The sequence below is a fragment of the Actinosynnema sp. NPDC023587 genome (assembly GCF_040640215.1).
Taxonomy (GTDB): domain Bacteria; phylum Actinomycetota; class Actinomycetes; order Mycobacteriales; family Pseudonocardiaceae; genus Actinosynnema.
The window spans coordinates 356,611-381,647 of sequence record NZ_JBFABG010000001.1 but is presented as its reverse complement, the minus strand read 5'-3'; the positions used below and the strand labels follow the sequence as shown (position 1 = coordinate 381,647).

The 25,037-nt window shown below is 72.6% G+C and carries 21 protein-coding genes; 5 read left to right on the top strand and 16 right to left on the bottom strand.

Annotation, left to right across the window (positions count from 1 at the left end):
* Positions 1-175: 175 nt before the first annotated feature.
* From AB0G01_RS01885 to AB0G01_RS01855, 7 genes are all read right to left on the bottom strand, one after another.
* The gene (locus AB0G01_RS01885; protein ID WP_360938542.1) at positions 176-946 is read right to left on the bottom strand and encodes an SGNH/GDSL hydrolase family protein; all 771 of its coding nucleotides are present in this window, start codon (positions 944-946) and stop codon (positions 176-178) included.
* 636 nt (positions 947-1,582) lie between these two features.
* A complete protein-coding gene (locus tag AB0G01_RS01880) occupies positions 1,583-2,578 on the bottom strand; it encodes a BadF/BadG/BcrA/BcrD ATPase family protein (protein WP_360938539.1) in 996 nt (331 codons plus the stop codon).
* Positions 2,575-3,852, bottom strand: a complete 1,278-nt coding sequence (locus AB0G01_RS01875; RefSeq protein WP_360938536.1) for a 6-phospho-beta-glucosidase — start codon at positions 3,850-3,852, stop codon at positions 2,575-2,577. Before AB0G01_RS01875 ends, AB0G01_RS01880 begins: the two co-directional genes overlap by 4 nt.
* Positions 3,849-4,730, bottom strand: a complete 882-nt coding sequence (locus AB0G01_RS01870) for a carbohydrate ABC transporter permease (protein WP_360938533.1) — start codon at positions 4,728-4,730, stop codon at positions 3,849-3,851. Before AB0G01_RS01870 ends, AB0G01_RS01875 begins: the two co-directional genes overlap by 4 nt.
* Positions 4,727-5,719 carry a sugar ABC transporter permease gene (locus tag AB0G01_RS01865; protein WP_360938531.1) on the bottom strand — a complete coding sequence of 331 codons (993 nt, stop codon included), beginning with the start codon at positions 5,717-5,719 and terminating at the stop codon, positions 4,727-4,729. Before AB0G01_RS01865 ends, AB0G01_RS01870 begins: the two co-directional genes overlap by 4 nt.
* A gap of 2 nt (positions 5,720-5,721) precedes the next feature.
* A complete protein-coding gene (locus tag AB0G01_RS01860) occupies positions 5,722-7,050 on the bottom strand; it encodes an ABC transporter substrate-binding protein (RefSeq protein ID WP_360938529.1) in 1,329 nt (442 codons plus the stop codon).
* 71 nt (positions 7,051-7,121) lie between these two features.
* Positions 7,122-8,318, bottom strand: a complete 1,197-nt coding sequence (locus AB0G01_RS01855) for an ROK family transcriptional regulator (protein ID WP_360938526.1) — start codon at positions 8,316-8,318, stop codon at positions 7,122-7,124.
* 124 nt (positions 8,319-8,442) lie between these two features.
* On the opposite strand from AB0G01_RS01855, the gene AB0G01_RS01850 reads away from it, so the two are divergent.
* On the top strand, positions 8,443-9,102 hold the full coding sequence (locus AB0G01_RS01850; protein ID WP_360938523.1) for a DUF3159 domain-containing protein: 660 nt from the start codon (positions 8,443-8,445) through the stop codon (positions 9,100-9,102).
* An 83-nt stretch (positions 9,103-9,185) separates the two neighbouring features.
* Here AB0G01_RS01850 and AB0G01_RS01845 read toward each other — a convergent pair whose 3' ends face one another.
* The 4 genes from AB0G01_RS01845 to AB0G01_RS01830 form a co-directional block, all read right to left on the bottom strand.
* The gene (locus AB0G01_RS01845) at positions 9,186-9,872 is read right to left on the bottom strand and encodes a hypothetical protein (RefSeq protein WP_360938520.1); all 687 of its coding nucleotides are present in this window, start codon (positions 9,870-9,872) and stop codon (positions 9,186-9,188) included.
* Between the two features lie 103 nt (positions 9,873-9,975).
* Positions 9,976-10,905 (bottom strand): BadF/BadG/BcrA/BcrD ATPase family protein, encoded by a 930-nt coding sequence (locus tag AB0G01_RS01840; protein ID WP_360938517.1) that lies wholly within the window; start codon positions 10,903-10,905, stop codon positions 9,976-9,978.
* A gap of 73 nt (positions 10,906-10,978) precedes the next feature.
* Positions 10,979-14,266 carry a S8 family serine peptidase gene (locus tag AB0G01_RS01835; protein WP_360938514.1) on the bottom strand — a complete coding sequence of 1,096 codons (3,288 nt, stop codon included), beginning with the start codon at positions 14,264-14,266 and terminating at the stop codon, positions 10,979-10,981.
* A gap of 308 nt (positions 14,267-14,574) precedes the next feature.
* Positions 14,575-15,249: an FCD domain-containing protein gene (locus AB0G01_RS01830; RefSeq protein WP_360938511.1), complete on the bottom strand. Its 675-nt coding sequence runs from the start codon at positions 15,247-15,249 to the stop codon at positions 14,575-14,577.
* Positions 15,250-15,434: 185 nt separating this feature from the next.
* Between AB0G01_RS01830 and nagA the strand changes: the two genes are divergently transcribed.
* Both nagA and AB0G01_RS01820 read left to right on the top strand, forming a co-directional pair.
* On the top strand, positions 15,435-16,619 hold the full coding sequence (gene nagA / locus AB0G01_RS01825; RefSeq protein ID WP_360938508.1) for an N-acetylglucosamine-6-phosphate deacetylase: 1,185 nt from the start codon (positions 15,435-15,437) through the stop codon (positions 16,617-16,619).
* A gap of 74 nt (positions 16,620-16,693) precedes the next feature.
* On the top strand, positions 16,694-17,881 hold the full coding sequence (locus AB0G01_RS01820) for a methyltransferase (RefSeq protein ID WP_360938505.1): 1,188 nt from the start codon (positions 16,694-16,696) through the stop codon (positions 17,879-17,881).
* Here the strand turns inward: AB0G01_RS01820 and AB0G01_RS01815 are convergent.
* The 5 genes from AB0G01_RS01815 to AB0G01_RS01795 are packed head-to-tail and all read right to left on the bottom strand — an operon-like array spanning position 17,865 to position 23,442.
* Positions 17,865-18,908, bottom strand: a complete 1,044-nt coding sequence (locus AB0G01_RS01815; protein ID WP_360938502.1) for an SIS domain-containing protein — start codon at positions 18,906-18,908, stop codon at positions 17,865-17,867. The two genes, AB0G01_RS01820 and AB0G01_RS01815, sit on opposite strands and share 17 nt — an antisense overlap.
* Positions 18,909-18,921: 13 nt before the next feature.
* Positions 18,922-20,340: a glycoside hydrolase family 3 N-terminal domain-containing protein gene (locus AB0G01_RS01810; protein ID WP_360938499.1), complete on the bottom strand. Its 1,419-nt coding sequence runs from the start codon at positions 20,338-20,340 to the stop codon at positions 18,922-18,924.
* A gap of 6 nt (positions 20,341-20,346) precedes the next feature.
* Positions 20,347-21,168: a carbohydrate ABC transporter permease gene (locus AB0G01_RS01805; protein ID WP_360938496.1), complete on the bottom strand. Its 822-nt coding sequence runs from the start codon at positions 21,166-21,168 to the stop codon at positions 20,347-20,349.
* Positions 21,165-22,148 (bottom strand): sugar ABC transporter permease, encoded by a 984-nt coding sequence (locus AB0G01_RS01800; protein WP_360938493.1) that lies wholly within the window; start codon positions 22,146-22,148, stop codon positions 21,165-21,167. Before AB0G01_RS01800 ends, AB0G01_RS01805 begins: the two co-directional genes overlap by 4 nt.
* Before the next feature lie 7 nt (positions 22,149-22,155).
* On the bottom strand, positions 22,156-23,442 hold the full coding sequence (locus AB0G01_RS01795) for a sugar ABC transporter substrate-binding protein (protein WP_360938490.1): 1,287 nt from the start codon (positions 23,440-23,442) through the stop codon (positions 22,156-22,158).
* Between the two features lie 227 nt (positions 23,443-23,669).
* Here AB0G01_RS01795 and AB0G01_RS01790 point away from each other — a divergent pair, with 227 nt between their 5' ends.
* On the top strand, positions 23,670-24,428 hold the full coding sequence (locus tag AB0G01_RS01790; protein ID WP_360938487.1) for a GntR family transcriptional regulator: 759 nt from the start codon (positions 23,670-23,672) through the stop codon (positions 24,426-24,428).
* A gap of 360 nt (positions 24,429-24,788) precedes the next feature.
* Positions 24,789-25,028, top strand: coding sequence for a hypothetical protein (locus tag AB0G01_RS01785; protein WP_360938484.1), 240 nt, complete (start codon positions 24,789-24,791; stop codon positions 25,026-25,028).
* The last annotated feature ends 9 nt before the right edge of the window (positions 25,029-25,037 follow it).

Sequence of the window (25,037 nt, the reverse complement as noted above, 5' to 3'; positions counted from 1 at the left end):
GCTGATCATCGCCGCGAGGCGGCTCGGCGCGTCGGGTGGCTCTTGGATGGGGGAGAACCAGGGGGGAAAGCCACCCGCACGTCAGCCGGCCGGCATTCGGGGGAGAGTGCCGGCCGGCTGGCCCGTTCCCGGGGACGGCCGGTCCGGTCCGGTGCCGGTCCCCGGTGCCGCGCGGCTAGTGCTCGGCGCAGACCGGCAGCAGCTCCGGGCGCTTGGGCACCACGCCGTCGCCCATGGACTCGCCGCGCCACTGGCGGGCGATCCACGGCACGATGTGCTCCCGGGCCCACTTCAGGTCGTGCCGGCGCTGGGTCATCCAGTCCTCGTCGTCCGACGGCGGCCAGGGCGTCGTCCAGTCCTCCTCGGGCTGGTAGCCCAGGACCTCCGCCGCCCGCAGCGCCACCCGGCGGTGGCCCTCCGCCGACAGGTGCAGGCGGTCGCCGCTCCACGCCCGGCGGTCGTGCAGCACGGTCATCGACCACAGGTCGACCACCCGGCAGTGGTACCGCTCGGCGACCGACCACAGGTGGCTGTTGTAGATCGCGATCTTGCCGCGCAGCGACCGCAGGAACGGCGCGTGCTTGGGGTCGAAGCCGGTGAAGATCACCACCTCGCTGCCCGCCGCGCGCAGGTCCGCCACCGCGATCTCGAACGTCTCGGCCAGCGCGTCCGGGTCCGAGCCCGGCACCAGCAGGTCGTTGCCGCCGCCGCAGAACGTCGCCAGCCTCGGCTTGAGCTCGACCGCCAGCGGGATCTGCTCGTCCACGATCTCCTGGAGCATCTTGCCCCGGATCGCGAAGTTGGCGTACCGGAACCCCTGCTGCCGGCTGGAGATCATCGCCGCCAGGCGGTCCGCCCACCCCAGGTACGAGCCGTTCGGGCCGGGGTCGTCCATGCCCTCGGTGAAGCTGTCCCCCAGTGCGACGTAGCTGTCCAATCCGTCCACCCGCGTCCCTCTTCTCGTCCGCGACACCCCCGTGACCGCGCTTGACAGGATGCCTCCCGAGGTCGGGCCGACGCCACCACCCGTGGGGGACACCGTTACCGGAGCGTCACTCGACAGGGGGACGGATGTCGGCATTGGGCGTTTCGTCACCGGGTCGGCGGAGGCCCCCGCCGCCGTGCCCCGCCCGCCGCCGCCGGTGTCCTCGTCCGGTGCCCCGACCGCCCCCGGCGGGGCTCGTCACCGTGGTTCCCCCGGAACGCGAAGACCCGGAATCCCCGCCGGAACAACGGATCGACGGCACCGCCGGGATCGTCAGGGGTCCCGCCGGCAGGGCTCCGGCCGGTGGCGCACCGGGGCGGCCGGCCGCCCCGGTGCGACCACCGCGCGCCGCTCGACCGGTGCGTGGACGGCTACGGTCGCGATACACCCGATTGCAATGCAGATCACGCCCCCCGAGAGGGTGAACACCCCCGTGAAGGGGAAACCCCCGCGGCGACGTCGGGCGCTTGACGTCGCCGCGGAGGCGTAGGGCCCGCTGTCCGGCGGAGCCGCCGCCGAACACCCCCCGGACAGCGGGGTCTGGGGCCGGTGCGGGGGAGGGCCGCCGCCGAACACCTCCCCGCGCACCGACGTCGGTCAGCCCCCGGCGGCCAGGTCCAGGGGCTCGTAGGCGGTGCGCAACCGGCGTTCCGCACCCGGATCGGCACCCAGGGCGTCCAGCCCGAGCAGGGCCGCGCCGACCACCGGCGGCACGTCGACCACGCGGATCGCGGCGTGCGGCGCGAGGTCCCGCAGCCGGTCGCGCACCGCGTCCACCACCACGCCGCCCGTGTTGGTCAGCACGCCGCCGCCGAGCACCACGTCCACCGGCTCGTCCAGCAGCGCCAGCCGGCGCAGCGACACCGTCACCAGCAGGGTGATCTCCTCGACCAGCCGGTCGACCACCGCCAGCGCCACCTCGTCACCGGTCGCCGCGACCTGGAACAGCAGGCGGCACAGCGCGTGCGGGTCGAACTCGGCCTCGGCGAGGTGCAGCCGCCCGACCACCTCGGCGAGGGTGCCCGCGCCGTAGTGGTCGAGCAGGGCCGGCAGCAGCGCGGTCGGCGCGCCGCGCCCGTCCTCGGCCCGCACGGCCAGCCACAGCGCCTTGCCGCCGAGGTGGCCGCCGCCGCCCCAGTCGCCGGAGATCGGGCCCAGGGCCGGGAACCGGTGCGTCCGGCCGTCCCGCGCCACCGCCACGCAGTTGATCCCCGCGCCGCACACCACGGCCACGCCGATGCCGTCCGACGTGCCCGCGCGCAGCAGCGCGAACGTGTCGTTGCCGACCACGGTCGTGGCGGACCACCCGCACCGCTCGATCGCGGCCCTCAGGTCCTCCTCCTCCTGCGGCAGGTCCGCGCCGGCGAGGTAGGCGGCGGTGTGCCTGGCGATCGGCTCGCCGGCCGCCAGCCCGGCCTGGCGGGCCGCGTCCCGCACCAACCCCTCGAACACCTCCAGGCTGCGCGCCAGCCCGACGTTCTGCGGCGACGCGCCCGGACCGACGACCTGGGCGAGCACCCGGCCGTCCACGTCCACCAGCGCCACCGCGGTCTTGCTGTTCCCGCCGTCGATGGCGAGCACCCGGTCGGTCATCGAGCCCCCCGGCCCTCGGTCCACGGCAGGAAGTCGCGGTTGCGCGCCACCAGCTCGTCGGCCAGCCGGTCGGCGATCGCGTGCTGCCCGACCAGCGGGTGCGCCAGCAGCGCGTTCGCCACCCGGTCCCGCCCGCCGTGCACGGCGGCGTCGAGCGCCAGGTGCTCGTAGGCGGTCACGTGCGCGATCAGGCCGGCGAGGACGGGCTCCAGCGGCTCCACCGGCAACGCCCGCGCGCCCTGCGAGGTGACCACCGCCGGCACCTCGATGACCGCGTCCTCGGGCAGGAACGGCAGCGTGCGGCCGTTGCGCACGTTCACCACGTGCTGCTCCGCGCCGGTGCCGCCGGTCAGCGCGTGGACAAGCTGCACGGCCGCCTCGGAGTAGTACGCGCCGCCGCGCTGGGAGAGCTGCTCCGGCTTGGTGACGACGTTGACATCGCGGTAGAGGTCGAGCAGCTCCTTCTCCACGTTGGCCACGACCTCGGCGCGCGGAGGACTGGTCTTCTGCGACCTGACGACGTCGTCGTGGTCGTAGAAGTACTTCAGGTAGTACGAGGGGACCACGCCCAGCCGGCGCATCAGGGACGCGGGCAGGCCGATGTGCTCGGCCAGCGCTTCCCCGTGGTGCTCCAGCAGTTCCGGCAGCCGGTCCACGCCGTCCACGAACACCCCGCGCTCCCACGTGAGGTGGTTGAGGCCGACGTGCTCCAGCCGCACCGACTCCGGTTCCACGCCGAGCAGCGCGGACGTCCAGCGCTGGAACGTGATCGCCACGTTGCACAGGCCGACCGCGCGGTGCCCGGCCTGGAGCAGCGCGCGGGTCACGATCCCCACCGGGTTGGTGAAGTTGACGATCCAGGCGTCCTCGCCCGCGACGGCGCGCACCCGGTCGGCGATGTCCAGCACCACCGGCACGGTCCGCAGCGCCTTCGCGAGCCCGCCCGCGCCGGTCGTCTCCTGCCCGACGCAGTCGCACGCCAGCGGGAAGGTCTCGTCCTGGGCGCGGGCCGCCTGGCCGCCGACGCGGAGCTGGAGCAGCACCGCGGCCGCGCCGTCCACGCCCTCGTCGAGGTTCGAGGTGGTGCGGATGCGCGCGGGGTGGCCGGCGTGCTCCAGCAGGCGTTGCGCGAACGCGCCGACCACGGCCAGTCGCCCGGCGTCCGGGTCGACCAGGACGATCTCGTCCACCGCGAGGCTGGTCCGGCGGCCCGCGATGCCGTCGACCAGCTCCGGGGTGTAGGTCGAACCGCCACCGACAACGGTGAGCTTCATCCTTTGACTCCAGTGAAGGTGATGCCCTTGACGAACGAGCGCTGGGCGAAGGCGAACAGCACCACGGCCGGGACCATGATCAGCATCGTGACGGCCATCGCCAGGTTCCACTGGACGTGGTGCATCCCCTTGAACGACGACAGCGCGAGCGACAGCGTCCACTCGTCCGGCCGCTCGCCGGTGTAGAGCAGCGGGCCGAAGTAGTCGTTCCAGGTGTAGAGGAAGCAGAACAGGGCCGTGGCGGCGATGCCGGGCCGGGCCATCGGCACGACGATCCGCACCAGGGCCTGGAACTCGGTGCAGCCGTCCACCCGCGCGGCGTCCACGTAGGACTGCGGGATGGTGAGGATGAACTGGCGCAGCAGGAAGATGCTGAACGCGTCGAACAGGAAGTACGGTGCGATCAGCGGCCACAGGGTGCCGGTCAGGCCGAGGCTGGACCAGGTGTCGTACAGCGGCACGGCCACCACCTGCGGCGGCAGCATCATCGCGCCCACCACCAGCAGGAACACCGCGTTGCGCCCGCGCCACCGCAGCTTGGCCAGCGCGTAGGCCGCCGGGATGGACGACAGCAGCATCCCGGCCGTGGCCAGCAGCGAGTACATCAGGCTGTTGCCCAGGTACTTCAGCAGCGGGGCCTTGTCGAAGACCTCCAGGAAGTTGTCCCAGTGCCACTCGCGCGGCCACAGGTCCCTGGTGAAGGCCTGGCTGTCCGACATCACCGCGGTGAGGAAGACGAACACGATGGGCAGCGCGAACATCAGCGCCAGCGCGATGCCGATGCTGTGCACCGCCACCCAGTCGAGCGCCGCCCGCCAGTTGCGGGGGCGCGGGCCCGCCTCGCGCACCCCGGCGTCGCGGTCGAGCACGGCGGTCATGCGCCCGGCCCCCCTTCCTCCTGGTGGCTGGCCTTGCGCATGCGCTGCACGAGCGCGGCCGTGGCGGCGAACGAGACGATGAACAGCACGGTGGCCATCGCCGCCGCGTAGCCCATGTCGAAGTACCGGAACCCCTGGGTGTACAGCCACACCGGGAACGTCAGCGTCGAGTTCTCCGGGAAGCCGAGGTTCTTCGTCGCGCCGGTGATGTCCGCCGCGCCGCTGGCCGCCGAACCGGCGACCACGGCCTGCGTGAACAGTTGCAGCGCCAGGATGATCGAGTTCACCACGCCGAACATCAGCACCGGTGAGATGGTGGGCAGCGTGACGTGCCACCACCGCCGCAGCGCGCCCGCGCCGTCGAGCTCGGCCGCCTCGTACTGCTCCTGCGGCACGTCCAGGACCGCCGCCAGGATGATGATCATCAGGTCGCCGGACACCCACAGCATGACCGCGGTGATGCCCACCTTGGACCACGCCGGGTCGGCGAACCACAGCGGGCTCTCCACCCCGAACCAGCCCAGGAACGCGTCCAGCGGGCCTTCGTTCGGCCGCATGACCAGGAAGAACACCAGGGTCGCGGCCACCGGGGGCGCGAGCGAGGGCAGGTAGCACAGCGTGCGCACCAGGCCCACGCCCGACTTCAGCCGGGCCACCACCGACGCCACGCCCAGCGCGAACAGCACGCGGGAGAACGTCAGCACGACCACGAACCACGCCGTGTTGTACACGGACGTGAGGAAGAGCTTGTCCGCGAACATGAAGGTGTAGTTGTCCAACCCGATCCACTCGGGCGGGTTGATCAGGTCGTACTTGGTGAACGAGAACACGACCGTGGCGGCCAGCGGGTAGCCGAAGAACACGGCGAATCCGAGGATCGCCGGGGCCATGAAGGCCAGCACGGTCAACCGGTGGCGGGCGCGGGAGCGGGCCCGCCCCTTCGCAGGGGCGGGCCGCGCCGCGTCCACGCGTTCGAGCGTGGCGGTCATGACTACTTGCCGCTCTTGGCGATCTGCTCGTCGATCGACTTGTCGACGTCCTTGAGGCCCGCCATCAGGTCCGGGACCTTGCCCGACTGCCACAGCGTCGAGAAGTCGCCGATGGCCTTGATGTGCGCGTCACCGATCGGCGTCACCGGGTTGCCCTGGAGCTTGCCGCTCTTGGCCAGGTCGATGAACGTCTTGAAGTTCTCGTCGACCTCCAGCTTCGGGTCGTCCAGCGCGGCCTTGGTGCTCGGGATGTTCTTGATCCCGTTGGCCAGGGTCACGATCGTGTCGGTGTCGAACGAGAGGTGCTTGATCAGCTCCCACGCCGCGCCGGGGTTCTTCGCGCCCTTCGGCACGCCCATGATCGTGCCGGTGGTGAAGCCGATGCCGTACAGGTCCGGCTTGACGGTGGGGAACGGGGCGGTGCCGAACTTGACGTTCGGGGCCTGGTCCTTGAGGAACGCCGTCCGGTACTCGCCGTCCATCATCATGGCGATCTTCTGCTGGTGGAAGGCGTGGTCGGTGGAGAACTCCTGGCCCAGCCCGGCGCGGAACCGCTCCAGGTTGTCGAAGCCGTAGAAGTCCACCAGCTCCTTCTGGAACTTCAGCATCTCGGCCCACTCGGGCGAGGCGAGCGCCGACTTGCCGTCCGGACCGGCCCACTTCGCGCCGAAGTTCGGGGCCCAGATCGGCGGGCGGTTGGCGTAGAACAGCATGGTCGGCAGGAAGCCCGCGACCTCGATCGAGCCGTCCGGGGCCTTCTTGGTGGTGCGCTTGGCGAAGTCCAGCAGCTCGGCGGTGGTCTTCGGCGGGCTGGTGATGCCGGCCGCGCCGAGCAGCTCCTTGTTGAAGTACAGGCCGTACACGTCGCTGAGCATCGGCATCGCGCAGCGGTTGCCCTTGTACTCGGTGTAGGAGCGCACCGCTTCCGGGATCTGCGCGAGGTCGACCGCGTCGCGGTCGATGTAGGGCTTGAGGTTCTGGAACGAGCCCGAGGAGCAGAACTGGCCGATGTTGTCGGTCGTGAACGACAGCGCGACGTCCGGCGGGTTGCCGCTGCGGATGCCCGCGGTGATCTTGTCGTCGTCCTGGCTGCCCTCGTGCTTGATCTCGGCGTTGGGGTAGTTCTTCTTGAAGCTCTCCAACGCCTTGGTGACCTCGTCCTGCTCCCGGCCGGAGTAGTTGCTCCACACGGTGAGCGTGAACTTGTCGTCTTTGCCGGGTGCCCCGGCCAGTCCGCCGGGTTCGTCGGACTTGCCCGCGCCTGCCGCGCAGGCGGACAGGGTTACCGCGGCGGCCACGCATAGCACCGCTGCGCGCGAAACCTTGCGCATGTGCTCTCCTTCTCTCAACGTGCGGACGGGAACGTTGTGGCCCGCGGACACCTTCGACGTGAGGTGACGTCTCAGGTGTGGTTCGGGCCGCGGAAGGGTTCGGTCGTGGCGGCGGGTAGGCCGAACACCTGTTCCCTGACGACCGACAGCGCGGAGTGCAGTGCGCCGGAGCGCACCGGTTTCCCGGTCACCAGGGCGAGTTGGACGGGGGTGCGGGGCACCACCAGTCGGCGGAGCTCGACGGCGACCAGGTCGACGAGCGTGGAGCCGCCGGCCTGGGCGATGTCGCCGGAGAGCAGGACGAGTTCCGGGTCGAGCACCGAGACCACGTTGGCCGCGCCGGTCGCGATCCGGCGGGCCAGGTCGACCAGGAACTCCCGGCCGGGCGTGCCCTCGCCCAGGGCCTTGCGCACGGCGGCCTGACCCGTGCGCGCGGAGACCCCGTGCGCGCGGGCGAGTCGGACGATGGCGGGGCTGTCGAGCAGGTCGCCGTAGCGCCCGCCGGTCCGGTCGGTCCCGGTCTCGGCGGTCGCGTGGTCCGGGATCTGCATGGCGTCGATCTCGCCCGCGCCGCCGGTCGCGCCGCGCAGCAGCACGCCGTTGACCACGACCGCCGCGCCCACCGCGTCGGCGGGCCACAGCAGCACGAAGTCCCGCACGCCGGTGGCGCGCCCGGCGACCATCTCCTCCAGCGCGACCAGGTTCACGTCGTTCTCGACGGTGACCGCGGTGTCGAGCAGGTCGGCGAGCGTGCCGGGGATGTCGAAGCCCTCCCAGCCGGGCATGTGCGGCGCGTAGTTCAGCCGCCCCGTCGCCGGGTCGACCGCGCCGGGGGAGCCGACCACCACGTGGTCGAGCGCCTCCGGCGAGAGCCCGGCCTGGTTGGCGGCCTTGGTGACCGCGCCGTGGAACGCCTCCAGCACGTCGGTGCGCGGCAGGGGTGCGCTGTGCTCGGTGAGCAGGGTGCCGGAGATGTCGGCGATCGCGACGTCGACGGTGTCCGGCGTGAGGTCGATGGCGGCCACGTGGGCGAGCGCGCCGTTGACCGTCCAGAGCTGGGCGCGGGGTCCGCGCCCGCCCCCGCGCAGGCCGTTGCGCAGCACCGTGCCCTCGGTTTCCAGGCGGGTCAGCAACTGGGCCGTCGCGGGCTTGGACAGCCCGATGATGCCCTCCAGTTCGGAGCGCGTGAGGGGTCCGTTGCGCAGCAGCGCCTCGATCGCCGCGCGGTCGTTGATCTCGCGCAGCAGACGTGGGCTACCGGCTCGCATCGGTCCTCCTGTCTGTTAACTTCCCAGACGATTTCGGCCACCGTAGTGACGGGGCTCACCGGAGGTCAATGCTCCGAGACGGGTCCGTTACCTGGGTTAGGTTCACCTAAGGCACCCTGGACGCATGACCGACACTCGTCCTGATTCGCTGGCCCGGCTGCTGGGCGGGCGTGGGGGTGCGCTGGACGCCTCCCTGCCGCCGCTGGCGTTCGCCCTGGGGTGGGTGCTGAGCGGGCAGTCCATCACCGCCGGCGCGGCGGTGGCGGTCGGCTGCGGTCTGGTGATCGGCGTGGTCCGGGTGGTGCGCGGCGACCGGCCGCGCGCCGTCGTGGTCTCGGTGGCGCTGGTGGTGATCGCGGCCTACGTGGCCTTGCAGACCGGGCGGGCCGAGGACTTCTTCCTGTTGCAGATCTTCGTCAACGCCGCGTCGGCCCTGGCGTGGGCGGCGAGCATCGTCGTGCGGTGGCCGTTCCTGGGCGTGGTGGTGGGGCTGGTCACCGGCCAGAAGTTCCGGTGGCGGGCCGATCCGGACCTGATGCGGGCCTACCGGGTGGCGAGCTGGGCGTGGGTCGGCCAGTACGTGCTGCGGGTGGTCGTGTTCGGCGCGCTGTGGGCGGCCGGGCAGGTCGTCGTGCTGGGCGTGATGAGGGCGATCCTGACGTGGCCGTTGCAGGCCGTGTGCATCGCGGTGAGCTGGTGGCTGATCCGCCGCTCCCTGCCCCGGGACCACCCGGGCCTCCTGCACCCGAGGGTGCCGGCCGGGAACGCGCCGGAACCGGCCTGACCCGTGTTCCGGGTGCGGCGTGGCGCTGTTCGTGGACCTATCGCCTGAAACACGCGCCGGCACCGGACGGGCTCCAGCGCCGTTCAGACGCGGGGCAGGAAGGCGGCGACCTCCGCCAGGGCGTCGAGGGTGTCGTGGTCGAACCCGCTGCCGGGCAGGTTCTCCGCCTCGGCGAAGGTCACCGTGCCGCCGTCCTGGTCGCTGCCGTAGCGCAGACCGGTGAACTCCACGTCGGCCGACTCCAGCGCCGCCGCGCCCAGTGGGCGGATGTCGCCGCTGCCGTGGTCGTCCATCACCCCCTTGAGGCTCCGGGCGTCGCCGGCACCCGCCATGCCGACCCACACCACCGACACGACGGCGGCGTTGCCCGCCTCGTCGACCAGCGCGAACGCCGCGCGTTCCAACGACGTGCACGGGGTGCGCGCGAAGAACTCGCGGACCTCGCCGTAGGACACCGCCTGGCACCCGGCCCACTGCCGCGCGGTCCGCCGCACCTGCCGCACCCGCATCGACCGCCACGCGCCGTCCGGGTCCCCCTTGCGCGCGGTCTTCTGCCCCTCGCTCCGGCGGGCCCGCAGCGCCGACGACGACGAACCACCACCGGCACCGGCAGCCTCTCCCGCCACCTCCCCGGCCACACCACCGCCCGTGGCCGCGCCGCCGGAGGCGTACACCCCCAACGCGAGCACGCCCGCCGCCACGGCGGCACCGCCGCCCCTGCCCCTGATCGGTCTGACCCGGCCCTGCGGATCGGTGAAGAAGCCCGGCACGGTCCCGCCCCTCGCGCGCTCGTCCGACCGGCCCTGTGACCGGTCGTGCGCGCAGGGTAACGGGAGGGTCCGACAGCTCGCGGTGCCCGCCCTGCTCCAGGGGTCAGTTCGGGCGCGGCGCGGTGTCGCCGAGGACCTCCACGGCCGCCAGCCAGGCCGCACCCGCCGAGCTCTCGGTGGCGATGCGCACGGGCGCGCGGGTGCGCGCGGTCAGCTCGGCCCGCAGCAGCGTGCCCAACGGGTGGGCGTGGACCAGGCTGCCCACCAGCACGATCGGCGTGTCGGCCGAGTCCGGCCGACCGGTCAGCGCCAGGTCCGCCAGGATCGCCACCGCCTCGGCGATGATCGCCCCGGCGGACGCCGCCGCCGCGTGCGCCGTCACCAGCGGCGCGTAGTGGGCCAGGACGATCGGCGCGACCCGGTTCGCCTCGGTGATCAGGTGGCGCGCCGCCTCGCGCGCCGGGCGCGGCGGGATGCCCGCCAGGTTCAGCACCGCCCGGGTGAGGGCGTCCGGGCGGTCGTCCTCCAGCGCCCGCAGGGTCGCCCGCACGGCCTCCCGGCCCAGCCAGTAGGCCGACCCCTCGTCGCCCAGCAGCCAGCCGTAGCCGCCGGCCGTCGCGGTGAGCCGGTGGTCGGTGATCGTGGCCGCGATGGAACCCGTGCCGGCCACCAGCACGGTGCCGTCCGGGGACGCCGAGCCGGTCGCGAACGCGGCCTCGCAGTCGGTGATCACCCGCATCGGGCAGCGCAGGCCCGCGCTCGTCCAGGCCCGTTCGAACAGCGCGGCCACCGCCGGGTCGGTCAGCTTGCTCGACCCCGCCATGCCCAGCACGCCCGACTCGACCTTGGCGGCGTCCAGGCCGTCCAGCGCCGCCGACAGGGCCCGGTTGACGTGCGCCGCGGCCAGCTCGGGCGGGTGGGAGTTCGGATTCGCGCCGCCCGCCACGCCCGCACCGAGCCGGGTGCCGTCGAGGTCGAGCACGAGTGCCCTGGTCGAGGTGCCGCCGGCGTCAAGTCCCACCACGAAGCCCATTCGACCGAGTATGGGCGAAAAGCCGGAGGCCCGGCACACCCGGACGGGTTGTGCCGGGCCTCGCGGGCGGTGGTCAACCGCGCGGCTGGACCACCTCGGCCCGCTCGGCGGACCCGTTGTGGTGGTGCAGCAGGAGCAGGCCCTCGGCCCCGTCCGCCGCCAGCGCGGCCCGGTCGCGGTGGACCTCCAGCCGGCGGTCGGACTCGGCCCAGAACAGCACGGCCGGCTGGTCGCCCACGCGCACCGAGTAACCCGGCCGGAGCGGGTCGAACGACAGGGTCTCGCCGATCTTGTCGACGAACCCGTCCTCGTTGCCCGGCGCGGGGTACTGGCCGGAGGAGCCCGCGGTGTAGGTGATCCGGGCGGACGCCGCCGCCGGGTCGATGCCCAGCGCCCGGAGCGTCACCGGCAGGACGACCACGTTGGTGTCCATCACGTTGGTGTCGATGTCGCCGTGCTGGGTGTTGACCGGCTGCTCGTCCACCACCGTGCCGTCGGACACCCGCGTGGTCCGCGCCAGCCACACGTCGGCCACCACGTTGCCGTTGCCGTCCAGCGGTTTGGCGACCGCGATCCGGAAGTCGTGCGCGCCGTCGCCGGTGGTGTCGACCCGGATCTCCGGGGTGCCGGTCGCGCCGAGCGTGACCCAGTTGCCCCACGTCACCACGCCGAACGCGAGCAGCGCGTTCGCCGTCTTGTCCAGCGGGGAGGTGGACGTGGCACCGACGTAGCGCAGGTCGCCGCCCTTGGCGCTTTCGTTGACCGCGCAGTCCACCTTCACCTCGTCGGTGCAGTCCGGCAGCCGGTCCGACGTGCCGTGCAGCTCGAACGCGCTGAGCAGCGACTTGTACGCCTGGTCGCCCTCGCCCTGCGCCAGGTCGTGACCGCGCAGCCGCAGCGCGGCCTGGTCGCCCCGGAACGTGACGGCGTCCGCCCGGATGTCGGCCACCGGCTTGGGCGCGGCGTACACCGGCACCCGCAGCCGGGTCCCGCCGGACTCCAGCACGACCCGGCCGGACGCCTCGGCGAGGAACTGGCGGGCGACGTCGACCTGCCGCTTGACCAGCGTCGGGTCCGCGACCTTGCGCAGCAGGTCCGGCGTCACGCGCAACGTGACCTTGACCTTCGCGGTGCGGTTCGGGCCGACGTGCACGACCGGCGGCCACACGTCGAACCGGACGCCCGGCACGGCGGTCACCGCCTGGTAGGACGTGGTGACCACGCGGGTCGACCGGGACTTGGTGACGACGTCGATCGTCTTGTGCCGCCACAGCGGCACCTGCCCGGCCTCGACCGGGCCGAAGGACACGCCGACCGCGCCGCGCTCGTCCTCGACCATGGCCAGCAGGTCGGTGTCCACGGCGGCCCGCGCGTCCACCCGGCCCGCGCCGACCCGCATCGGGGCCTCCGGGAGGCCGGTGGTGCTGTCGTCACCGGACTTCACGTCCGCGCCGGCGGTGTTCACGACCGCCGCCTTGACCTCTTCGACGGTCCAGTCCGGGTGCGCCTGGCGGACCAGCGCGCCGATGCCCGCGACGTGCGGGGCCGACATGGACGTGCCGCCCTTGCTCACGCCCCCGTCGCCGGTGCCGACCCCGGCGGACAGGATCGTGTCGCCGGGCGCGGCCACGTCGGGCTTGGCCGCGATCGCGCCGCGCGCGCCGCGCGCCGACGACGGGGTGATCGTGTCGGCGAGGTTCGGCGTCCTGGTGGGCACCGAGTTGCGCAGCCGGCCGGTCATCGTGACCTGGAGGGTGCCGGCGGTGAACGCCGGGCGGGCCTGGGCGGTGGCGGCCCCGGTGAGCTGGAACGCCGGGATGCCCGCGTTGCCCGCGATGCCGGCCTGGAAGATGTCCCGGGTGGACGACAGCAGCACGCCCGCCGCGCCGGCGGCCTGGGCGTGGTCCGTGCGCGCGCCCGAACCGCACTCGCGGGTCGCGTCCTCGTCGTCCCACTCCAGCCAGACGAACGCGCCGGACAGGTCCTGGGCGATCGGGCCGCAGCCGTCGAGGTTGGCCTGGTCGGCGACGGGCACGACCGGCCGGGTGAGGTCGAGCGCGTCGTAGCCCTGGTAGTTCTGGCTGTACTGGCCGGGCAGGTCGGCCTGGCCGGGCACGGCGACGCCGTCCTGGATCGCGAACGCGTCGCGGGTGTTGGCCACCGCGAGCGCTTCCGGCGTGTTCGCGGGCGAGCCGCCCACGTCGTAGAAGTCGCCGCCGTTGCCCGCCGAGGCCACGACCAGCACGCCGTGCTCGACGAGCTTGCGCACGAAGAGGCTGTCCGGGTCGTCCTGGCCGCCGAAGTCGGAGCCCAGGGACATGTTCACCACGTCGAGGTGGTCGGCGAAGTCGCCGTCGCCGTCCGGGTCCAGCGCCCAGTCCAGGGCCTGCGCGGTGAGGTTCGTGGAACCGCCGCAGCCGAACACCTTCAGCGCGTAGAGCGACGCCCCGGGCGCGGAGCCGGGGCCGATCCTCATCGTGTCCACGACCTCGGGCGTGAGCGAGTCGTACGCGCCGGTGAAGGTGGTGCCGTCGGCGTTCTCGCCGTACCCGGCGGCCGAGCCGGCGACGTGCGTGCCGTGGCTCTGGCAGTCCAGCGGGTTCGGGTCCGGTTTCGGCGTGGCCTTCTCCGGGTCGTTGGCGTTGTAGTCGTCGCCCGCGAAGTCGTAGCCGCCGACGACCTTGGCGGTCGGCGTCCACGGCCGGGTGCCGTCGACCGCCTGGTACGCCTCGGGCGTGCCGGGACCGCCGAAGTCGGCGTGCGTGTAGTCGATGCCGGTGTCGATGATGCCGATCCGCACGCCGTCGCCGTACCGGCCGGTCCGCGCCCAGACCTGGGACGCCCCGGTGAGCTGCACGGCACCGGCGTTCTGCACGACCTTCGGCACGGCCAGCCGGACGGCCTTCACCTCGGGCAGCGCGGTCAGCTCGCGGACCTTCGCCGCGTCGGCGTTGACCACGAGGCCGGGCACGGCGTTGGCGGTCTTGGCGACTTCCCGGGTGGCCGCGTCCTTGCCGCGCAGCACGTCGAGCACGCGGTTCGCGGCGTCGTCGGTGCGCCGCCGGGACGCCTGGGCGGCGGCGGCGGCCTGCCGGTCGCCCGCACCGCGCGCCTTCTCGGCGTCGAACGCCTCGGCGGCGGGGGTCTCGGTCAGCTCGACGAACGCGGTGACCGCGCCGGTCGCCCGGCCCAGGGTCGACCCGACGTGCTCCGAGGACCCGGCGTCCCCGTGCTCCGCGCGCGAGGGCGTGAGCGGGACGGCGGGCCGGTCGTCGGCGTTCGCGACGCCCGAGGTGGTGAGCGAGGCGATCAGTGCGGCGGTGGTGGCGGCGGACGCCCACACCGCACGGTGGTGTCTCATCGGAGCCTTTCGTCGTCGTGCTTCGGCCGGACTGTAAAAGCGCGAGAGGTCGGTCGCACCGGCCTTCAGCCGTGGGGGCGACACCCGGTCGGCGGGTTGTCCGGCTGGCGACACTGTGCAAGCGAATGATTCCGGACCGTGGTCGTCGCGCGAATCATCGGACCACTTGTCGACGAACTTGACGAAGGCGGCGCTGGGCGCGGGCGAACACCCGTTCGTGGTGATCACGAACGGGTCGAAGGACCGGTCGGGCGGCTACCGCGGGTTCCGCTGCCGGCGGTGGCCTGCGCGGCCACCGCCGGCACCGGCTAGGGCAGGTCGGACAACCACTGCTCGACGCCGGCCACGTGCACGGTGGACCACGAGCGGGCCAGCTCGGTCTGGCGGGCGGCCACCGCGTCCACGATCGCGCGGTGCTCGGCCAGCGTCCGGTCCACCGCGCCGTTGTCGGTGATGCCGCGCCAGATCCGCACCCGTGCGGTCGGTCCGGCCAGCGAGTCGAGCAGTCGGGCCAGGTAGGCGTTGCCCGAGCACCGCGCGAGCGCGCGGTGGAACTCCAGGTCGTGCTCGACCAGCTCGTCGACCGAGCGCGCGTGCTCGGCGGCGTCGCACACCGCCCGCAGCGAGGCGACCTCGTCGGTCCCCGCGCGCTGGGCGGCCATCGCCGCCGCCGCCGGTTCCAGGATGCGGTGGACCTGGAGGACCTCCAGCGCGGAGTCCTCGCCGCGGTGCAGGTCGAGCACGAACGACAGCGCGCCGAGCAGGTCGTCGGCCCGCAGGCTGGACACGTAGGTGCCGTCGCCCTGTCGGACGTCCAGCACCCTGACCAGCGACAACGCCTTCACGGCCTCGCGCAGCGAGTTCCGCGACAACCCCAGCCGCGCGGCGAGGTCGGCTTCCCGGGGCAGTCGGTCGCCGGGCTTGAGCTCACCGGAGGTGATCATCTCCTTCACGCGCAGGATCGCGTCGTCGGTGACTGCCACGGGGCACCTCCGTAGACCTCGGACGTCTACCGCCAAGTATGGGCCACCACGTCGGCGCGCTCGCGTCCAGACTCGCGTCCAGAGGATTATTCACGTGTGAAAACACATTACGGTTATCTTCCAACCACGCGTGACGCCGCCCACCAGTTACGGCCATAATGGTCCAGACCATTTGAGGAGGGACCTTGGACACCGTTGTCGCAGCCCCGCGAGCACTGCTCGGTCGCACCATCAGCGGTCCCGCCAGCGTGCGCGTGCGGGACGGCCGGATCATCGACGTCGTACCGGGTGAACCACCCGCCGACGCCGAGGTGCTGACCGGCGGGCTGCTCACCCCGGGCCTGGTGGACGTGCAGGTCAACGGGGCGGTCGGGGTCGACTTCGCCGAGGTGGACGACGAGGGGATGCGCTTCGTCGCCAGATCCCTCCCGAAGACCGGCGTGACCCGCTTCCTGCCGACCCTGATCACCGCGCCGGTGCCGGTCGCGCTGCGCCAGGCGCGGGCCGTGCTGGCCGCGTCCGCCGCGCTGCCCGAGGGCTCCGGCGCGCGCCCGCTCGGCGTGCACCTCGAAGGCCCGTTCCTGTCACCCAAGCGGCCGGGCGTGCACGACCCGGCGCTGATGGTGGAACCGGGACCGGCCCAGATCGACCTGTTGCTGGCCGACGACCTGCGCAGCTCGCTGCGCATGGTCACGCTGGCCCCGGAGCAGCCCGGCGGCCTGGCGGCCGTGCGGCGGCTGTCCGAGGCGGGCGTGCTGGTCGCGGTCGGCCACAGCGACGCCACCGGCGAGCAGACCCGGGCCGCCGCCGAAGCCGGCGCGCGGATGGTCACCCACCTGTTCAACGCCCAGCGCCCGCTGGGCCACCGCGAACCCGGCGTGCCGGGCGTCGCGCTGGTGGACGACCGCTTCACCCTCGGCCTGATCGCCGACCTGGCCCACGTCGGCCCGGACGTGTGCCGCCTGGTGTTCAACGCGGCCGGTCACCGGGTCGCGCTGGTCACCGACGCGGTCGCGGCGGCCGGCATGCCGCCGGGGCGCTACCAGCTCGGCGGCGAGGTCGTGGTGCTCAGCGAGGACGGCGTGCCGCGCTCGCCGGAGGGCACCATCGCGGGCAGCGCGCTCACCCTCGACCGGGCGGTGCGCAACATCGTGTCGGTCGGCGTGGACGTCGCGCACGCGCTGGCGTCGGCCACGATCATCCCGGCCGACGCGATCGGCGAACCCACCCTGGGCCGCCTCGCGCCCGGCGCGGTCGCCGACCTGGTCTGGTGGGACGACAACCTGCGCCCGCGCAAGGTGTGGGTGGCCGGCGAGGTCGTCTTCGACGCCGAGCTGGACCTGAGCCCGGAACTCGCCACGGCGAGGTAGCGGCACCCTCGACGGCCCGGAGCCCGTGCGGGGCACCGGGCCGTCGTGCCGCCCCGGATTTCCCGTTGACGGGCGTGGCACCGTTGACCGACGTGGACGCGCACGCCGCCGAGTTCCTGGACCTGGCCGGTCTGGCCACCCCGATGGCCCTGCGGGTCGCGGTGACCCTGGGCCTGCCGGACCGGTTGCGCGGGACCGGCGCGCCCACCGGGCGGCTCGCGACCGAGCTCGACGTGTCACCGGTCGCGCTCGGAGCGCTGCTGGGCCACCTCGTGACGCTCGGGGTCGTCGAGCGCACGCCGTCCGGCCACCGGACCACCGCGCGCGGCACCGCCCTGTGCGCCGACGCCGGCAACCGGCTGGTCGACCTCCTGCACCTGGCCTCGGCCGGGGGTCGCGCCGAGCTGGCGTTCGTCGAACTCCTGCACAGCGTCACCACCGGCCGGGCCGGCTACGCCCGCCGCTACGGCCGGGACTTCTGGGCCGACCTCGCCGCGCACCCCCGCCTCCGGGAGACCTTCGACCGGCAGATGACCGACCGGTTCCGCGCGGGGCTGCCGGCGCTGGTCGCGGGCGGCGACTGGGGCCGCTTCGGCACGCTGGTGGACGTCGGCGGCGGCCGGGGCACGCTGCTCGCCGCGATCCTGGCCGCGCACCCCGGGATGCGCGGCCACCTGGTCGACCTCGGGCCGACGGCGGCCGAGGCGGGCCGCACCTTCGCCGCGCACCGGCTCGGCGACCGGGCGCGGGCGACGGCGGGCAGCTTCTTCGACCCGCTGCCCGCCGGGGCGGACGCCTACCTGCTGTGCGACGTCCTGCACGACTGGGACGACGAGCACGCCTACCTGGTCCTGGCCCGCTGCGCCGAGGCCGCCGGCCCGACCGGTCGCGTGCTGGTCGTCGAGCCGGTCGGCGGTCGGCTGGCCGACACCGGGACGGACCTGGCGATGCTGGTGATCTTCGGCGGGCGCGAGCGCCGGGTCGAGGAGTTCCGCGCCCTCGCGGCGGCCCACGGGCTGGTCCTCGACGCGGTCGCCGAGCTGGGCGACCGGCGCTGCCTGCTGGAGTTCCGCCCGACCACCGGGAGCCCATCCGCCGGCCGACCACCCGCCGGACACGAGTCCGGACACGAGTCCGGACACGAGTCCGGACACGAGTCCGGACACGAGTCCGGACACGAGTCCGGACACGACGACGCCCCCGGGATCGCCGGGGGCGTCGTCGTGGTCCGTCCAGCGGGTCCGGTCAGCGGGTGCGGGTGACCTTGTTCAGGCCGCGCGGGCTGTCCGGGTCGCCGCCGCGCGCCAGCGCCAGGCCGTGGGCCAGTCGCTGGACCGGGAGGATCTCCAGGATCGGCGCGACCTCCTCGGCCGTCTCGGCGACCGGGATGCGCAGCGCCGCCGCCACCTTGTCCGCCGCCGAGCCGACCGCCAGCACGTCCGCGCCGCGCCCGTGCACCGCGTCCAGGACGTCGTGCATGGCCTCGCCGCCCTTGCCCGCGCTGGTCACCGCGAGCACGGCGGTCTCGCCGTCCACCGCCGCGACCGGGCCGTGCAGCAGGTCCGCGCCGGAGTAGGCGCGGGCCGCCAGGTAGCTGGTCTCGGCGAGCTTGAGCGCCGACTCCATCGCGGACGGCAGCGAGTAGCCGCGCCCGGTGGTGAGCACCCGGTCGACGAAGCGGTACCGCTGGACGGCCTCGGCCACCGCGTCCGCCGAGTCGTCCAGGGTGGACCGGGCCAGGTCGCCGATGCCCTCGACGGCCGAGCCGTCGCCACCCCGGATCGCGTCCACCAGCAGGTACAGCGCCAGCAGCGTGGCGGAGTAGGTCTTGGTGGCCGCGACGGCCTGCTCCACACCCGCGCCGACGTCCACGGCCAGCTCGGCCGCGCCGTTGAGCGGGGAGTCGGAGGTGTTGGTGACGGCCACGGTCAGCGCGCCGCGAGCGCGCGCCGACTGGGTGACCTCCAGCAGGTCGGGCGACCCGCCGCTCTGGCTCACCGACACGACGAGCACGTCGCGCAGGTCGGGCCGCGCGCCGTAGAGCGTGGTGGTGGACGGCGACACCAGACCGGCGGGTAGCTGGAGCAGCACCTCGGTCAGGTACTTCGCGTAGATGGCCGCGTGGTCGGACGACCCGCGCGCGGCCAGCAGGACGAATCGGGGCTGACGCTCGCGGATCGCGTCGGCGACCGCGCTGAACGAGGATCGCCGGGACACCAGGTCCGCGAAGATCGCGGGCTGTTGGGCGATCTCGGCCGCCATGTGCCTGCCGGGCTGGTGGTCGGTCATCGAATGGCCCTTCTCAGGTGCTGGCGGCGATGCGCTCTGCCGCGGCTCGCAGGCACACCCGTGAACCGCCATGGGTGTTCACGCGGGCAGCGGTGCCCAGGTCCGGACCCGGTACGCCGGTCTCGACGTGCACTAGGTCTAGACCAATAGTAACCAGTGAGAGCACCAGGTCGCGAGCCCACGGGAAGCGATGTGCCTCTCTCGTCACGACCACGACGGTCCTCCCGCCGGCCGCCGCCGCGACCTCGGCCGCGTCCCGCGTGTCCAGCACGGTCGTGCCGGGCACCAGGTCGACCAGGTACGGCCCGAGACCCCACGGGACCTCGTCGCCCACCGCGATGGACGCCTTGACCGCCAGGTCCAGCACCACCGGCGCACCGGAGAGCGCGAGGTCGCCGGTCACCTCCAGCGCCTGCCGGGCCGCCTTGAGGCCGATCTCCGGGTCGTGCCCGTCGACGGCGGCGGGCGGCGTGCCCAGGGCGGCGGTGCGGCGGGCCGCCTCCGCCAACCGGGCCTGCGGCAGCTCACCGCGCTCGACGGCGGCCACGATGCTGTCGATCAGCCACTGCAACCCGGCGTCGTCGAGCGGCTCGCCACCCAGGCACAGCGCGTCCACGCCCGCCACCAGCGCCTGGACCGACCCGTGGGCGAGGTCGCCGCCCACGGCCTTCATGTCCAGCCCGTCGGTGATGATCGCGCCGGTGAAGCCGAGCTCGTCGCGCAGCACCTGGACGGCCTTGGGGTTCAGCGTCGCGGGCAGCGGGCCCCACCCCTGCACCACCAGGTGACCGGTCATGACCGACCGGACACCCGCCTGCACGGCCGCGCGGAACGGCACCAGCTCGACCTCGCGCAGCTCCTGCTCGGTGCGCGGGAGCACCGGCAACGCCTCGTGCGAGTCCACAGTGGACGCGCCGTGACCCGGGAAGTGCTTGGCGCACGCGGCGACACCGGTCGCCTGCATCCCGTCCACGAACGCGGCCACGTGCCCGCCCACGACCACCGGGTCGGACCCGAAGGCCCGCACGCCGATCACCGGGTCGTCCAGGGTCAGCACCAGGTCCGCGGACGGTGCGAGGTTCAGGCTCACCCCGGTCTTCGCCAACCGGGCCCCGAGCGACGCGGCCACCGCGCGGGTCAGGCCCAGGTCGCCCGCCGCGCCCAGCGCGTGGTTGCCCGGGACCTCCGAGCCGACCGCCGCGTCGAGGCGGGTGACGTCGCCGCCCTCCTCGTCGATGCCGATCACGACGTCCGGCCGCACCCCGCGCAACGCCGCCGTCAGCGCCGTCACCTGGGCGTCGTCCACGACGTTGCGGCCGAAGAGCACCACACCGCCGAGGCCGTCCGCCACCCGCTTGAGCAACCAGTCCGGAGCCGTGGTGCCGTGGAATCCCGGCAGCAGCACGGCAGCGGCGAGCTGGTGCAACGACATGTCGTCTTATCCCTTCACGGCGCCGGCGGTGACGCCGCCGACCATCTTGCGCTGGACGATCAGGAAGAACACCAGCACCGGCAGGGTGAACAGCGCCGAGGCGGCCATCGCGCCACCCCAGTCCGTGCCGAAGTTGGTCTGGAAGCCGGACAGCCAGACCGGCAGCGTTTCCTTGGTCTGGTCCTTGATCAGCGACAGCGCGAACAGGAACTCGTTCCACGCGGTGACGAACGCGAACACCGACGTGGCCACCAGACCCGGGCCGAGCAGCGGCAGCGTGACGCGGCGGAACGCGCCCCACCGGCCGCAGCCGTCCACCATCGCGGCCTCTTCCAGCTCCAGCGGGATGCCGTTGACGAACCCGCGCAACGTCCACGCGCAGAACGGCAGCGTCACCGCGAAGTAGATCAGCGCCAGCGCCGGCAGCCTGTCCAGCAGGTCGAGGTCGCGCATCATCAGGAACATCGGGATCAGCAGCGCCTCGAACGGGGCGAGCTGCGCGATCAGCATCAGCAGCACGAAGCCCTTGCGGCCCCGGAACCTCAGCCGCGACATGGCGACCGCGGCGAGCAGGCCCACCAGGATGGCACCGGCCACGGCGGCCAGCGAGACCATCAGGCTGTTGCCCAGCGACTGGAGGAACCCGGGCTTGGCCCACGCGGTGGAGAAGTTCACCGAGGTCACCGAGAACGGGATCAGGTCGTAGCCGGTGGACAGCAGCTCCTTGGTCGGCTTGAGCGCCGTGGAGACCATCCAGTACGTCGGGAAGGCGAAGAACACCGCGATGAGCACCGCGACGACGTTCGCCGAGATCTTCTTGGCGATCACAGCGCGCCCTCCTGCTTGATCAGCCGGCGCAGGTACTGGAAGGTGAGCAGGCCGAGGATCAGCATCATCGCCACGGACACCGCGGCGGCCACCCCGAAGTGGCTCTTCGAGATGCCCTCCAGGTACTGGTAGACGGGCAGCGTGGTGCTGCCGCCGTCCGGCCCGCCCTTCTTGAACGCCCAGATCTGCGCGAACACCTTGAAGTCCCACAGCAGGGACAGGAAGCTGACCATCAGCATCAGCGGGCGCAGTTCCGGCCAGGTCACCGCGCGGAAGGTCTGCCACATCGACGCGCCGTCGATGCCGGCGGCCTCGTACTGGTCGCGCGGGATCGCCAGCACACCCGCGTACAGCGAGAACGCCAGGAACGGGATCGCCTGCCAGACGATCAGCAGCCCGATCACGGCCAGCGTGGACGTGCCGGTGGAGAACCAGGAGTACCCGGTGAAATCGTCGAAGCCGAGCTTCACCAGGGTCTTGTTCAGGATGCCGTACTGCTGGTCGAAGATCCACTGGTAGACGGTGGTCGCCGCGAGCAGGGGCATCGCCCAGGCCAGCAGCATGGCCACCTGGAGCACGATCCGCACCACCGGGGAGAGCTGCCGCATCAACAGCGCGATCAGCAGGCCCGAGATCACCGAGACACCGACGACGACCGCGGTGAACACCACGGTGCGCACGGCGATTTCCCAGAAGGTCGAGTCGGTGAGGATGGACGTGTAGTTGTCCAGACCGACCCACACGACCTCGCCGCGGGTCAGTTCCTTGAGGTTCAGCTTCCGGAAGCTGGTCACGAACAGCGACAGGACCGGCCAGCCGATCAGCCAGAGGATCCCGATCAGCGCGGGGGCCAGCAGCAGGTAGGGCAGCAGCCGGTCGAAGCTGCTGCCCTGACGGCGCTTAGCGCCGCCCGGAGCGGCACGCCGGGGTGCCGACTTGTCAGTCGGCACCCCGGCGTCGGTGGTGTGAACCGCCGTCATGCTGAGGTCATCCGCCCAGGGTCTTGGACAGGGCGGCGTTGGCGTCACCGGTGGCCGCGTCGAGCGACTTGGCCCCGGTCAGGTACGCGGTCAGCATGTCCTTCAGCGGGTTCTGGCCCGCTTCGACGGCAGCCCAGGCCGGCGTGGTCGGGGTGACCTTGCCGTTCGGGGCGGACGCGGCGAGGGCCTTGCCCAGCGGGCTGGTGGCCAGCTTGGCGGTGTCCTTCGAGGTACCCGGGACGGCACCGGCCTCGGCCAGCTGGTCCTGGTACTTCTTCGAGCTCAGCAGCTTCAGGTAGCCCTTGGCCAGGTCCTGGTTCTTCGAGCCCTGCGGGATCGCCAGGTTCGAGCCGCCCAGGAAGACCGGCGCGGTCTTGCCCGCGGTCTTGGACGGGATCGGGAACGCGGCGGTCTTGTCCTTCAGGGTCGGGTCGGCCTTGACGGCGCTGCCCAGCTCCCACGGGAGGCCGATCATCATGCCGACCTTGCCCTTGGCGAACACCTCGAACTGCTGCGGGGTGGCCTCGTCGGCGTCCTTCGGAGCCGTCGTGCCGGAGGTGTCGACCAGCTTCTTGTAGAACTCCAGGCCGGCCTTGGACTCGGCGGTGTTCAGCGCGCCGGCCCACGCGGAGCCCTGCGCCTTGGCGACGTCGCCACCCTCGTCCCAGATGAACGAGAGCAGGGCGTACCAGGACTGACCCGGCAGGTACAGCGACTGGAACTCCGGGTCCGCGGCGTTCGCGGCCTTGAGCTTCTCGATCGCGGACACCCACTCGTCGCGGGACTTGGGGGCTTCCGCGATGCCGGCGGCCTCGAACAGGTCGGTCCGGTAGATCACCGTGCGGTTCGCGGCGTAGAACGGCATGCCGTACTGCTTGCCGTCCCAGGTCAGCGAGTCCTTGAGACCGCCGAGCCAGTCGCCACCGTTGAGGTTGGAGACGTCGCCGCTCAGGTCGAGCAGGGTCTCCTCAGCCGCGAACTTCGCCGTCTGGGTGTTGCCCAGCTCGATGACGTCCGGCGGGTTGTTGCTGCTCAGAGCGGTGGTCAGCTTCTCCTGGATGCCGGTCCACTTCTGAACCTCGTACTTGACGGTGACGCCGGAGTTAGCTTCCTGGAACTCCTTGTTCAGCGCGTCGGTCAGGGTGGTCGGCGCGGAGCCGTCCATCAACCAGACCGTCAGCGTCTTGGGTTCACCGGAGTTTCCAGTGTTGCCGCCGTCGGTGCTCGTGCCACAGCCGGTCACGGCCACCGCGAGTGCGGCGGCACCTACGGCCAATCCTCTCCAGCCCTTCACGTGTGCGCCCTTTCGAATTGCCCGGTCCCAGTGACCGGAACGCCTAAAGTGGTGTAGACCAATGCGGCCTAGAGTGTGCCTCGCCACAGGGCATGTCAAGGACGTTGCCGAGACGTTGCAAAGTCATCGGATCAATATCCTGACTCTTGTCGGGGGTTCTGGCGCACGATCCGACGTGGACAAGGCATCCTGTGCTGGGAGCGCCGGCAAGGTCGAGGAGGAAGGCAATGCTGGAGACGAGCCCTGCATCTGGCATCGACGCCAGGACTCGCGCGCAGCGCGAGCCGAAGTACTGGGGACTCAAGCGGCACCTGCTCGACCTGCTGCGCGCGTTGCCACCGGGATCACCGATCCCGACCGAGCGTTCGCTGGCGGCCGAGTTCGACGTGTCGCGGACCACGGTGCGGCAAGCGCTTGCGGAACTGACGGTCGAGGGCCGGTTGCTGCGTGTGCAGGGAAAAGGCACGTTCGCGGCGGAACCCAAGGTGGCGCAACGGCTTCAGCTGTCGTCGTACACAGAGGACATGAAAGCCCAGGGCAGGCAGCCCTCGTCGCGCCTGATCGAGGCGTCCGAGATGCCCGCCGAAGCCGAGCTCGCCCGGCTGCTGGGGGTGCGCGCGGGGGCCAAGGTGCTGCGCCTGCACCGCCTGCGGCTGGCCGACGGCGAGCCGATGGCCATCGAGACCACGCACCTGGCGCTGGGCCGCTTCCGCGGCCTGCGCCGCTACCTCGCACCCGGTGCCTCGCTGTACCAGGTGCTGCGGGAGAGGTTCGGCGTCGAGATGGGTCACGCCGAGGAGACTATTGAGACCGCGCTGGCTTCGCCCGAGGAGGCGGAGTTGCTGGGTGCGGACATCGGCCTGCCGATGCTGCTGCTGTCCCGGCACTCGTTCGACACGGAGGGCAACCCGGTCGAGTGGGTCCGCTCGGTCTACCGGGGGGACCGCTACAAGTTCGTGGCCAGGTTGAACCGGCCGGTGGACTGAGAGCGCGACAACCGGCCGAGCAGCACGATGGCCGGGTGGCGGACACGGTCCGGTGCGGAACTCCGCGCGCACGGGCCGTGCTCGCGACGACCGTCCCCGGTCCGGGGATGGCCGTGATCGACAGCACCGTGGTCTGGTTCGGCGCTGCGTCCCTGCTCCGCGGGCTCGCGCCGAACACCGGCCCGGCCCGTCCTGGCGCGGGTGCCGCGAGGGGCCGGCGGTGTGCTGCCCACCCCGGTTCGCCGGCGCTCACCCACTCCGCATTCGTGCGGGACGACCGCCGGTCTGCGGACTGCCGGCGCAGGCGTGCTCGTGGCGGCCCGCTTTCCCGGTGAACCTGCCGGTCGCGGTGCCGTGCGGGTGGCCCCGGCGCGTCGGTGCGCGCCCGAAGCCCGGGACGCCGGACCCACCGATCGGCCGAACGTCACCGGGGCAGTTGTCGGAGCTCTGGGTCTCGCGGGTCTCACCGGCGCGCTGGTCGAGGCACCCGTGCGGGGCCCGGACGCGGTGGCCGTCGCGGTGATCGTCGCGGCCGGCGTCGCGGGTGTCGCGGGGCTGACCGCGTTCGTGCCGCTCCAGCCCCGGGGCAGGGACCCCTGATCCCACCCC

Coding starts and splice junctions, on each gene's coding strand:
- AB0G01_RS01880 (WP_360938539.1), bottom strand. CDS start 2,578: ATGACCGACCGGGTGCTCGCCATCGACGGCGGGAACAGCAAGACCGCG.
- AB0G01_RS01875 (WP_360938536.1), bottom strand. CDS start 3,852: ATGAAGCTCACCGTTGTCGGTGGCGGTTCGACCTACACCCCGGAGCTG.
- AB0G01_RS01870 (WP_360938533.1), bottom strand. CDS start 4,730: ATGACCGCCGTGCTCGACCGCGACGCCGGGGTGCGCGAGGCGGGCCCG.
- AB0G01_RS01865 (WP_360938531.1), bottom strand. CDS start 5,719: ATGACCGCCACGCTCGAACGCGTGGACGCGGCGCGGCCCGCCCCTGCG.
- AB0G01_RS01860 (WP_360938529.1), bottom strand. CDS start 7,050: ATGCGCAAGGTTTCGCGCGCAGCGGTGCTATGCGTGGCCGCCGCGGTA.
- AB0G01_RS01855 (WP_360938526.1), bottom strand. CDS start 8,318: ATGCGAGCCGGTAGCCCACGTCTGCTGCGCGAGATCAACGACCGCGCG.
- AB0G01_RS01850 (WP_360938523.1), top strand. CDS start 8,443: ATGACCGACACTCGTCCTGATTCGCTGGCCCGGCTGCTGGGCGGGCGT.
- AB0G01_RS01840 (WP_360938517.1), bottom strand. CDS start 10,905: ATGGGCTTCGTGGTGGGACTTGACGCCGGCGGCACCTCGACCAGGGCA.
- AB0G01_RS01835 (WP_360938514.1), bottom strand. CDS start 14,266: ATGAGACACCACCGTGCGGTGTGGGCGTCCGCCGCCACCACCGCCGCA.
- AB0G01_RS01815 (WP_360938502.1), bottom strand. CDS start 18,908: ATGACCGACCACCAGCCCGGCAGGCACATGGCGGCCGAGATCGCCCAA.
- AB0G01_RS01810 (WP_360938499.1), bottom strand. CDS start 20,340: ATGTCGTTGCACCAGCTCGCCGCTGCCGTGCTGCTGCCGGGATTCCAC.
- AB0G01_RS01800 (WP_360938493.1), bottom strand. CDS start 22,148: ATGACGGCGGTTCACACCACCGACGCCGGGGTGCCGACTGACAAGTCG.
- AB0G01_RS01790 (WP_360938487.1), top strand. CDS start 23,670: ATGCTGGAGACGAGCCCTGCATCTGGCATCGACGCCAGGACTCGCGCG.